Origin of the sequence: Nonomuraea sp. KM90, from assembly GCF_052246675.1 — a bacterium.
In the GTDB taxonomy this organism is placed as follows: Bacteria; Actinomycetota; Actinomycetes; order Streptosporangiales; family Streptosporangiaceae; genus Nonomuraea.
In genome coordinates, this window is the sequence record NZ_JBQQCB010000213.1 from 1 (window position 1) to 10,856 (window position 10,856).

The window sequence follows — 10,856 nt, forward strand, 5'->3', positions numbered from 1 at the left end:
CTGCTGCTCTGAGTCGTTCTCCGGCGGAACCGGCTGCACGGGGTCGTCTCGGCCCGCCGCATCGGCACGGTGCTTCCCGGCGTCGTCGGTACGACCCGAGGACGGCAACGGAGTGCCATCCGTCGCCTCAACGGCAGCTTGGCCGCTGAGATGAGCCAACGCCGCTGGACCGGTGAGCGACGACGGGTGGGGATGAGCCTCGTGATCAGGCCGCATGGGGGCGATCATAGGCCAGCAGGTCCAGAAGGTTCACCCTTTTGTCATGACTTGCTGTAAAGCTGGCGGTAAATCCCCGTCACGGCGTCGGAGCCGGCCGCCGCCGCTGCGGGCGGGCGGCGGCAGCGCCTTGCGGATCGCACCGGGTGCAAATCCCCCACTTTTAGTCCACCGTCACGTGAACATGATCGAAATGGTTTTCCGTGACCCCTCCCCGGTCGGACATGGGCCGCCATCCCTCTCTGGCGCGGCCGGGAGACCAGATCCGCTGCTTCCAGATGATGTAAGAGATGCCCAAGCGGTGGGCATTGGCCTGCAGCCACGCTGCGATGGCATCGCCGCGCGCCTGTTGGCCCGCCGACGGCCTGGCGCCGCCTTTGCTCAGCATGAAGTCGCAGGCCCGGCCGAGGTGATGTTCGCCGCGACCGCCGCCGGGGATCCGGTCGTTCTCGCGAAAACAGCCGACGCCGTGCGGTACGCCGAACTGCTGGCGTACCAGGTCGCGGACGGTGCGCATACGGGACGTGATGCGTTCGCGGCCGCTGGGCTGCTCCGGGGGACGTCCAACCTCAGGGACTTGATCCGGCGGGGCCGACGTCGAGATGGCGGCGTGGGGGGTCTGCGCCCGGGACAGACGTGCGACGGAGACCAGGATCAGTGGCAGGGACATCACGACGAGCAGTAACGCCACGGTGATGGTCACAACGATGCGCATGGTCGGCCGCGTATCCCTCGATATGTTCTTGGCAAACTCTTGTCAAGCGTGTAAGAACACTTGTCAAGTCGCAAAAGGTACCCTGGCATGCCATCGGCGCATAAGAGGCCACATATGCGAGAGAACAGAAGACGGGTAGGGGCGAACCCGCCCTGGACCCTGATCGGCGCGCATGGAGGTGCCGGCACCTCCACCCTCGTAGCCCTGCTGAACCACCAGGCCAGCGCGCCACACGCGGTCGAATACACCGGCGGCGCGCTGCCCGCCGACCACCGCGTCGCCGTCGTGGCGTCCTCGACCGCGGCGGGCACCCAGCAGGCGGCCCGGATGGTCGCCGGATGGCCACGCGAGCTGGCCAGGCCCGTGCTGCTCGTGCGGGCGGCTGACCCGTTCGGCTTGCCACCGATGTCCCGCTACCAGCTCAAGGCCATCAGTACCGAGGTGGGCGCGGTGATCCGGGTGCCGTACCTGTTCGCGCTGCGTCAGCTCGACGCCGCCACGGCGCTGACCTCCTCGACCCGCACCACGCGCGCGGCTCAGCGCCTGCGACGCCGGATGCGTGCCCTTCCCGCGGACCCGGGACGGCGGCCATGAGCCACCTCGTGCACGCGATCGGTGCGGTGCTCGAGTCCATCGGCTCGATGCCGGCTGCCGACGACGGGGGGGCTCCGATCTTCAGTGACCCTCCGGCGTCAGCACCTCCGGAGCTGAACCGGCTCGGTGGCCGGGTGTTCGGATTCATGAAGGTGGTCGGAGGCATCGTGGGAGTGATCATGTTCGGCTTCGCCTCGATCAAAGTCATGATGGGCAAGTCGCAGCGCCAGCACATGGCGGCCGAGGGTATGCACAACGCCGTCTACGTCATCGGTGGAATGGGCGGTCTTCTGATGGCCATCCCCATCGTCGCGTTCTTTGCCGACCTGTGATCGGACTGATCAGCCATGTCCCTCAGCACCGATCTGGACCAGCTGGCCCGCCAGCGGATGCGCCGCGCGCGAGCAGCCGGAGCGCTGTTGGCCGTGCTGGTGGGCGCATCCCTGTTCATGCTCCTGCGCGAGCGTCCGCAGCCATCGGCCGGATCGGCCACGTCCTCGCCGTCATCCTCCGCCCCCGGGGCGCCCGCCACACCAACGCCGGAATCTGGTTACGTCCCACCTGCCCGCTGGACCACCCTGCCGGAGGCGCGCGACCGCATCGGCCGCGACTACCCGGTCGGCTGGCCACACACACCACAGGGCGCCGCCGCCGCAGCCTCCGCGATGTTCGCCTCGGTGTGGGACCTCGACGTCACCCGCGCGACAGGTGCTGTCGACGTCTACTTCGCTGTTGGCGACCGCGCCGCCTCTCGTCGTGACGCCGCCGCCAGCACCGCATGGCTGCGCGAACAACTCGCCCTGCCCCGCGACGGCGCGCCACCTCCCGGCGCGACGGTCGCCGTGCAGCCGATCGGGGTGCAGTGGCGGGTCGTCGACGCCGACAACGTCTACGTCAGCGTGGCGATGCGGGCGGACATGATCGCCGGTACGGCCGCTCCGCTCGAGACCCTCACCGTGGCCAGCACCGGACACCTGCGCTGGCAGACCGGGGTGCGCGGCGGCGACTGGGTCGCCTTACGCACCCCGGCCGCGCGCATGCCACGCCCGGCCTTCGCCGAACCTGGCACCGCCGCCTTCAACCACGCGCGCTGGCGGGCCATCCGCCCCGGAGGGTAGAGATGTGCCGCCACCGCCTGGCCCGCATGGTCGGCGTTGTCCTGCTGGCACTGATGATGCTGGTCATGCCCGAGCATGCCGGCATCGGGGTCGCGCCGGCAGCCGCCAGCTCCGACACCCCGTCGCCGACACCCAGCACATCGCGGCCTTCCCCGTCACTGACGTTCAGCACATCGCGGCCTTCCCCGTCGCCCTCGGCAACAACTGCGTGGGACGCACTACCGCAGGTGCCCTGCATCCCCGCACCGATCATCTTGATCCAGTGCAACGCACAAAAGATCGGACAGGCAGGGGAGCAGCTTCTGCGGGACGCCGCCACTGAGGCGCTGGAGCAGGGTGTGATCAAACCGTTGGCGAACTTGGTCCTCGAGGCCATCACGTCACTGGTCGGCGTGTTCGTGGCGATGTTCCTCTCCACCACCACCTTCGATCTGCGCAGCCAGGGTGCCCTGACCCTCTACGGACTCACGATCGCGATCGGGTGGCTCATCGGCGCCGTGCTGCTCATGATCCAGATGCTGCGCACCATGGTGCAAGGCCGGCCCGTTGCGCTGCTTCAGGCGTTTTCCGGGCTGGTGATCACCGCGCTGGTCGGAGGCGCTGGAGTTGGCTTGACCGCGCTGCTCATGGAAGCTGCCAACTCCCTCACAGCGATCATTTTCAACCACATGTCGACGGACGGCCTGCCCGCCAATCAGCAGAGCATCCACCAGCAGATTCTCACCGTGATGTCGCTGAGACAGGCGGTGCCGGCCGGAGCGGCCGGCGCGGGCTTGCAGGTCTACGTCAACTGGCAGCTCGGCGTTCTGGTGATCTTAGTCCTCATCATCCAGCTCATCGTGGTGCTGCTGCGCAACGCCACCCTCCCGCTCCTGGCCCTGCTCCTGCCCATCGCCGCCGCCGGGATGATCGGCGGGGGAGCCACCCGCCAATGGCTGCCCAAAATCATCACCGCGGCGGCGGCGATCATCGTCTACCAGCCCTGTGTCGCTCTGATCATCACCGCCGCGGTGCGCCAGTGGTCCGCCGCTCGCGACGCTCATGGACTGCTGTACGGCCTCATGATGCTCGTGCTCAGCCTGATCGCCATGCCGGCCTTGCTGAAGGTGTTCGCCCCCCTCGGTGCGCTCGCAGCAGGCAGCGGCGCAAACGGCGGCGGGACGATGCGCGCCCTCGCCGGGCTGGCAATGATGCTCGACCGCTCCGACAGCGGCCACGACGCCGACGCCAGCGGTGCCGCACAGGCGCAGCCCACCAGCGCCGCCCGCATCGCTCAGCAGCGCGAAGCCGACAGCACCTCAGCGGCCGACGCCGACACCACACCGCCCGCCGAGCGCCCCACCACGCCAGCGACGGAGCCGGCGGGCGACAACACGCCGCCCCCTCGCACGCATGCCACAGACCCCCCCACGCATGAGCAACCTCCGGCCGCCACGACCGACACCCCTTCCTCCCCCACGGGCGAGAGCCCAGCAGAGACCCCGGCCACCACCGCCGCGACCGAGACCGCCAGCACCACCACGGCGGCCGAAAGCTCCAGCACCACCGCAGCCACGACGGGCGCAGGTCCGATCGGCCCGATCGTCCACGCCGCCGAACACGTCGCCGAACACGGCACTGAGGCAGTCGAGCGGCACGTCGGCGCCGCCGGCGAGGCAGCAGCCGGCCACCCCGTCGACCGGCACCCCGCACCCCCCTCCGACTCCGGCGAAGGAGACCTGCATGATCGCACCTGAGCCCGGATCGCGGCGGGCCAGCTCCCCGCCCCCTCGCCTGCATCGAACGGGCACCCGGTGACCAGCACCTCGCGCTCCTACGGCGGGTGGCGGCGCAGCCGGAGCGCAGGGCTGGGCAAGCTCGACAGCCGCCAGACTCTGGCGGTCTTTGCTGCCGTGCTCGTACCCGTCATGGCCGGGATCCTCATCAGCCAGACGGTCACCCTCTACCTGGCGCCGCTGGCGGTGCTGTGCATCGCGGCGGCCGTCGCGCAGCGCGACGGGGTGCTCCTGGTCGATATCACTCGAGGCTGGGCGCGCTGGCGGTGGGCGGACTGGCGTACCCACACCATCTACCTCGGCCACGTGGCTGCCCCCATCCAGCACGGCGGCGCCCTGCCCGGGGTGTTGGCGCCCCTCAAACTTCTCGACGCCGCCGATCCAGGCCGGGGCCGCATCGGGGTGGTGTGGAACCAGCGCACCGGCCAGGTCTCGGCCACCGCGTTGCTGTCGCCGTCCGGAGCGCTGCTCGCCGACGTGGACACGGTCAACCGGCAGGTGGCCGCCTGGGGGGCACTGATGGCCCGGATGGCCGACGACATCACGATCCGGCACGCTGCCGTCACCATCGACGTGCTGCCGGAGACGGGCACCCAGCTGGCCGACCACGTCGCAAGACGCCTCAACCCGGCCGCGCCGCCCCTGGCCAGCGCCGTGATGGCCGACCTGGTCGCCGCCGCGCCCCGAGCCGCCTCCCGCGTGAGCGTGCGCCTCACCTTGACCTGCGATCCCGCACGCGGCGCGGCCACGGCCGTGCACCTGCCCGAGGCGATCGCGTCCTTGCTGGCATCTCTCAACGGTCTGGGTGTCTCGGCAACCGGCGCCGAGGTGGTCAAGCGCGCCAGCGCCACGGACCTGATCCGCATCGTCCGCACGGCATTCGACCCGGACACCGAAGGCGTCGCAGCCGGCTGGGACGAGCTGCGCTGGCGAGACGCGGGCCCGGTCTATGCCCGGGACCGGCGTGACCGCTACGACCACGAGAACGCCCACTCCACCTCCTGGGTGCTGGCCGAGGCGCCACGCCAACGCATCCCGCATGACGTGCTGCTGCATCTGCTCAGCCCCGGCCGGTTCCGCCGCCGGGTCACCCTGACCGTGCGAGCCCTGCCCCGCCAGGTGGGAGCGAGCGTGGTGGAGTCGGAAGTGAACGCCGCCGCGGTGCGCGAGGAGATCCGCCGCCGTGCCCGGCGCGCGCCGACCGCCCGCGAACGTGCCGACGCCGAACGCGCCGCCGCCGGCGCGCATGAGGAGGCACGCGGCGCCGCGATCGTGCAATGGGCGCTGTACGTCACCGCCACCGTCACCAAGCCGGAGCATCTGCCGGAGGCGCGGCGCGAGGTCCTGCAGGCGGCCGGGCATTCCCGGCTGCGGTTGCGGCCGGCCCGCTGGGGCCAAGCCGCCGCCTTCGCCGTCGGCCTGAGCTGCGGGGTGTATCCCGGTGACGGCTAACGCACCCCGCCGACGCCCGCCGGTGCCCGACTCGTTACGGATCGATCCGCGCACGCTGGCACCCCGGCGTGGCTGGCCGCGCGGCCGCGCCGCGCACATCGACCAGGGCAGCATCTACCTCGGCACATCCGTCCAGCTGGCCGGGCTGTACCCGTTCGTTCAGGCCGGTGGCCTGCCCACGAGTGGTGTACCCATCGGTCCGGACCTGCTCACCGGCGAGCTGGTGTGCCTGGACCCGCCCGGCTGGGTCGGCAGCTTGACGACCAACCCCAGCGTGTGGGTGCAAGGCGAGCCGGGCATCGGCAAGAGCGCCATGCTCAAACGCCTCTGCCTGGGCCTGGTCGCCTACGGCTACCAGCTGCTGTGCCCCGGCGATCTCAAAAGCGAATACACGCCGCTCGTGGCCGAGCTCGGCGGCCAGGTGGTGCGGATCGGCCGCGGCCTGGACGCCATCAACCCGCTCGACTCCGGCCCTCTCGGCCGCAACCTGCACACCCTGGCCGCCGACCAAGCACGCCGAATCCGCGCCGAACTCGACGCACGGCGCGGTGAACTCCTGCACGCTCTGCTCGCCACGCCGCACGGCCTCGGCCGCCGTCCGGCCGCCGAGGAAAGCGCCGCGCTCAACACCGCGGTGCGGCTGGCCGCCGACGGCACCACCGGCGACCCCGTCATCCCGGATGTGATCACCGTGCTCCGGCAGGGCCCGCAGCCGCTACGCGAGCGCATCCTCGCCGTTCATGACGCCGACTACCTGGCCGCGACCCGGTCGGTGACCGCCGCACTGGAGAACATGTGCGACGGTCCGATGAGCGGCATGTTCGACCGGCCCACCTCGGTGCAACTCGATCTGAGACGGCCGGCGCTGTCGATCGACCTATCGGCGCTGCGATCGGCCGGCGAACCCGTCGCGGCCGCCGGGCTGCTGGCCTGCTGGGCCTACTCCTACGGAGCAGTCGACATCGCGCGGGTCTTCGGCCTGCTGCCGCGGCCGCTGGTGCTGCCGCTGGATGAAATGTGGCGCGTACTGCGCGCCGGGCCCGGCATGGTCGACGCGATGGACGCCATCACCCGCCTGAACAGGTCAAACGGCGAGATCAGCCTGATGAGCACCCACTCGGTACGCGACCTGGAAGCCCTGCCGACCGAGGAGGACCGCGCCAAAGCAGCCGGGCTGATGGAACGCTGCGACATCCTCATCCTGGCGGCCATGCCGCTCGGCGAGCTACGCCGCATCAGCGAACAAAAGCCCCTCACCAGTGCCGAAATCGACCTGATCGCTTCCTGGGCGGCTGCCACCAGCACCGGCCTCGACGGCACCAGCCAGATCCACCCCGGCCGCGGCAAGTACCTCATCAAGATCGGGCAACGGCTCGGGGTGCCGGTCCGGATGCAACTCACCCCGGCCGAGCAACGTCTGTTCGACACCGACGACGCCATGCGAACCGTGGCTCGAGGTGCACGGGAGCAGATGACATGATCGGCGAACGCAGCGTCTACTCCGAGCTCACACCATGGATCCTCGCCGGCGCGATGCTCACCGTCGGGACGTTGAGCGCGCTCGTCTGGTTCGGCGGCAGCCTCGGCGCCTGGGCGAGCGGCGCAGGCTGGCGGCCACCGCCGTTCTCCGCGCAGATCCTTCTTCACCTGGCCGACAGCACCCACAGGCTGTGGCCTGAAGCTTCCCCGGCCGCAGTGTGGGCCGGCATCGTCGTCACCGCCAGTGCAGGAGCCGCCGCAGGCGCGCCCCTGGCACGCACGCTCTACCGATGGCTGGCAGGCGCACCGGGCCTGGCCGACCTGCGCGCGCTGCGCGCCTACACGCCCCGAGGCGCCGCAGCCAAGGCGCGCCGACTGCGCCCCTGCCTGCGCACCCTGAAGAAGATTCCTCCCGATGAGGCGGGCATGCTGCTCGGAGACCACCGCGACATCGAGATCCGCGGCTCATGGGAGGACGTCCTGCTCGCGTTCATGGGTCCACGCTCGGGCAAAACCACCTCCATCGTCGCTCAGACCGCCATCCGCGCCCCCGGCGCGGTCATCGTTACCAGCATCCGGCCGGACGCCCTGACCACCACGGCGGCACCCCGCCGCGCCCGGGGGCGCTTGTGGGTGTTCGACCCCCAGCAAATCTGCCACTATGAGCAACACTTCACCTGGAACTTGCTGGCCGATGCGCGAACCGTCGAAGGCGCCCGACGGTTGGCCGGCCATTTCGTCGCCGCCGCCTTCTCGGCCGGCGAGCGCGGCAACTACTGGGCGCTGTCGGCGACCAACCTGCTCACCGAACTCTTCCACGCGGCCGCCGCCAGCGGCGGCACCGTCCACGACGTACTGGCGTGGCTGGCCAACCCCGCCGACCACTCTCCCGTCGAGGCACTGCAGAACAACGGCGCCTCAGCCCTGGCCGGCAGCCTGCAAGGCACCATCCGCCTGCCGCCCGAGACCCGCGGCGGCATCTACAGCACAGCGGCGACGACAACAGCCTGTCTCCTCGATCCTGCCATCAACCGATGGATCACCCCCATCGCCGGCAAGCCGGTGTTCGACCCGCACGCGTTCGTCGCCACCCGTGACACGCTCTACCTGTTCAGCAAGAAGGGCAGGTCTGGCGCTGCCCCTCTGGTGGCGGCCTGTGCCGACGCGGTCTTGCAGGCCGCGATCGCAGCAGCCGAACGCGTCGGCGGCCGCAACGACCCCCCACTGGTGCCCGTCCTGGACGAGGCCGCCAACATTGCCGTCATCCAAGACCTCCCCGATCTGTACTCCTACCTCGGGGGCATGGGCATCCCCGTGGTCACGATCTTGCAGTCCTACCAGCAAGGGGTGCGTGTCTGGGGCGCCGCCGGCATGGATGCGCTGTGGTCTTCAGCCACGGTGAAAATCCTCGGCGCCGGTTTGGACGATCCCGACCATGCCGAGAAGATCAGCAGACTGGTCGGCCACCACAAGGTCATCGAGCCCAGCGTCTCCCACAGCCGCAGCGGCCGCAGCGTGTCCTTGTCGGCTCGTAAAGAGCGCATCTACACCGCGGCCGACATCCGAGCCATGCCCAAAGGCACCGCACTGCTGCTCCTCACCGGCACCCGAGCCACGGTGATCAAACTCCGGCCGTGGATGGATGAACCCTTCGGCCCTCGCTTGGCAGCAGCGGTCAGAAAGGCCGAGCAGCAGATCACCCGACGAGCACAACGAAAGAAGGTGGCATGACCCTCCCTCCAGACCGCGATGACGACACCCACGACCCACCACACCCCACACCCTCGCCCGCACCCAGGCCGGTGGCGGCCGAATCACCGCCACCCGATGATCTCGACGAAGACACCTCCGCCACGAACAACGACCAAGGACCCGTCTTCATCCTGTATCTCGACGAGCCCGACCTCAGCCGCGAACTCGACCTGCTCAAGAAATGGGTCGCCGACCTCCTCACCCCCACCTACCTGCACGAACCCACACCCGACCACCCATGGTGCCCACAATGGTGGGACCACGACGAGGCCGTTGCCCTCCTGCACGGCATCTGGCTGGCCTGGCAAAAGCTCACCGATCCGCAATCATGCGACTTCACCGACCCCGACAGATGGCACTTCGACAACCTCTACCCGGCCTTGGACAGGCTCCGAGCCGCCGGCGGACCCCTGCAACGCTGCATGACCGACCGCAACAAGCCAACCCACCGCCCAGCACAGCACGTGCGCTGGACCGACGAGCTTCCGCACCAGCCGCAGCACATGTCCGTCCCGCTCACATCACAACCGATCACCCATCGGACCTAACGCATAAGGAGTGTCCATGACCGCCGTGGAGCCTCAACAGACCCCCCTTGAGGAGGCATATCAAGGCGTACGTGAAGTAGTGGAGGAGTTGTTGCCGAGTATCGATTGGGCCAGCATCGATCCCCAACTGGGATTCGCGCAGCTAAAAGAACTCGTCGGCTTACCTCTGGAGAAGCGTGACTACGATGCACGCGTCGCTTTCGCTTCCACTTATGGAAGGTTCCCCGACGAGCTCGGCCCCGTCTGGGAGCATCTGCCGGAAGTAGCCAGCGCGGTCAAGCAGCTCGGCCAACATCCCGTTATCGCCACTATGCCTGCGTGGCACAACGTGCGACTAGTCTATGAAGGCGTTCAGCAATTCAGCACACGTTTCGTCCAGCAGTTCGGACACCACGCCCAAAAGATCGCCGCACATCCGAAGGTGCAGAAATTCTTCCGGGCCCTTCAGAATGCGGCTGTGCGCCAGATGGCCTGGGACACACGCATGCTGAGTAGTAGTCTCGTGGTTACAGGCCGAGGACTCACGAGCACACGCCGGGCAGTCTCACGCCTGGAAACAGCACTCAACGATGCCGCCTCCAGACTCAACACCAACGCAAGCCAGCGCATCGCACGCCGAGCCGCGGCCGCGAGCCTGCGCTCCTCGACAGGAGGCGTTCCGGGCGCCGTCCGCCCCAGCCGGAAGACTTCTGCGCAGCCCAACCCGCGCAGAAGGCCCCAACAGCATCGCACCACCGCCCGGTGACCTCCCCACCCCAGCAACGCCTGTTTCGGGGGGCAGATGCTGACGTCTTCGACCCCTGGTGGCGGCGACCCGGAAGCGGACATTTGTCCATGTGACCGTACGAAGCATTCCGCGCTTTCGTAACAATCTGGGCCTTCACCCAGCGGGCCAGGAACCCCAGCGTGCAGCACTCGATGGGCAGCGTCGGCGACTGCCTCGATTACGCCATGATGGAGTCGTTCGGGTCGCCGATGCACGTCGAACTCCTGAAACGTCGACGCTGAAACACCCGGACCGAGCTGGCCAACGCAATCTTCGAGTATGTGAGATCGGGTGTGTCCAGTTTTCGGCTCTGACCCGTAATCGGTGGTGGCGTTGAGTGATCTTCACTGCAGCAGGATGCGGTGGCGCAGAAGGTCGAACCCGGCACGGCCGTGCATCTGGCGCATGATCTTCTTCGTGCGGGTGTTGACGCCTTCGGTT

Annotated in this window: 10 protein-coding genes; 9 read left to right on the forward strand and 1 reads right to left on the reverse strand. The window is 68.9% G+C overall.

The window, feature by feature from the left end:
- Nucleotides 1–379: 379 nt before the first annotated feature.
- Nucleotides 380–931, reverse strand: a complete 552-nt coding sequence (locus ACTWPW_RS60770; RefSeq protein ID WP_443174505.1) for a hypothetical protein — start codon at nt 929–931, stop codon at nt 380–382.
- A gap of 114 nt (nt 932–1,045) precedes the next feature.
- Here ACTWPW_RS60770 and ACTWPW_RS60775 point away from each other — a divergent pair, with 114 nt between their 5' ends.
- The 9 genes from ACTWPW_RS60775 to ACTWPW_RS60815 all read left to right on the forward strand — a co-directional run bounded on the left by ACTWPW_RS60775 (nt 1,046) and on the right by ACTWPW_RS60815 (nt 10,394).
- Complete coding sequence (locus tag ACTWPW_RS60775; protein ID WP_443174506.1) at nt 1,046–1,525, forward strand: hypothetical protein; 480 nt, start codon at nt 1,046–1,048, stop codon at nt 1,523–1,525.
- Nucleotides 1,522–1,857: a hypothetical protein gene (locus ACTWPW_RS60780; RefSeq protein WP_443174507.1), complete on the forward strand. Its 336-nt coding sequence runs from the start codon at nt 1,522–1,524 to the stop codon at nt 1,855–1,857. The genes ACTWPW_RS60775 and ACTWPW_RS60780 overlap by 4 nt, the downstream gene beginning before the upstream one ends.
- Nucleotides 1,858–1,872: 15 nt before the next feature.
- Nucleotides 1,873–2,643, forward strand: coding sequence for a hypothetical protein (locus ACTWPW_RS60785; protein ID WP_443174508.1), 771 nt, complete (start codon nt 1,873–1,875; stop codon nt 2,641–2,643).
- A 26-nt stretch (nt 2,644–2,669) separates the two neighbouring features.
- Nucleotides 2,670–4,379 carry a hypothetical protein gene (locus tag ACTWPW_RS60790; protein ID WP_443174509.1) on the forward strand — a complete coding sequence of 570 codons (1,710 nt, stop codon included), beginning with the start codon at nt 2,670–2,672 and terminating at the stop codon, nt 4,377–4,379.
- Nucleotides 4,380–4,436: 57 nt separating this feature from the next.
- Complete coding sequence (locus ACTWPW_RS60795; protein WP_443174510.1) at nt 4,437–5,870, forward strand: SCO6880 family protein; 1,434 nt, start codon at nt 4,437–4,439, stop codon at nt 5,868–5,870.
- A 256-nt stretch (nt 5,871–6,126) separates the two neighbouring features.
- Nucleotides 6,127–7,350, forward strand: coding sequence for an ATP-binding protein (locus tag ACTWPW_RS60800; protein WP_443174511.1), 1,224 nt, complete (start codon nt 6,127–6,129; stop codon nt 7,348–7,350).
- Entirely contained in the window at nt 7,347–9,080 is a 1,734-nt protein-coding gene (locus ACTWPW_RS60805; RefSeq protein ID WP_443174512.1) for a type IV secretory system conjugative DNA transfer family protein, read from the forward strand. The genes ACTWPW_RS60800 and ACTWPW_RS60805 overlap by 4 nt, the downstream gene beginning before the upstream one ends.
- Before the next feature lie 71 nt (nt 9,081–9,151).
- Nucleotides 9,152–9,649: a DUF4913 domain-containing protein gene (locus ACTWPW_RS60810; protein ID WP_443174513.1), complete on the forward strand. Its 498-nt coding sequence runs from the start codon at nt 9,152–9,154 to the stop codon at nt 9,647–9,649.
- Nucleotides 9,650–9,665: 16 nt separating this feature from the next.
- The gene (locus ACTWPW_RS60815) at nt 9,666–10,394 is read left to right on the forward strand and encodes a hypothetical protein (protein ID WP_443174514.1); all 729 of its coding nucleotides are present in this window, start codon (nt 9,666–9,668) and stop codon (nt 10,392–10,394) included.
- The last annotated feature ends 462 nt before the right edge of the window (nt 10,395–10,856 follow it).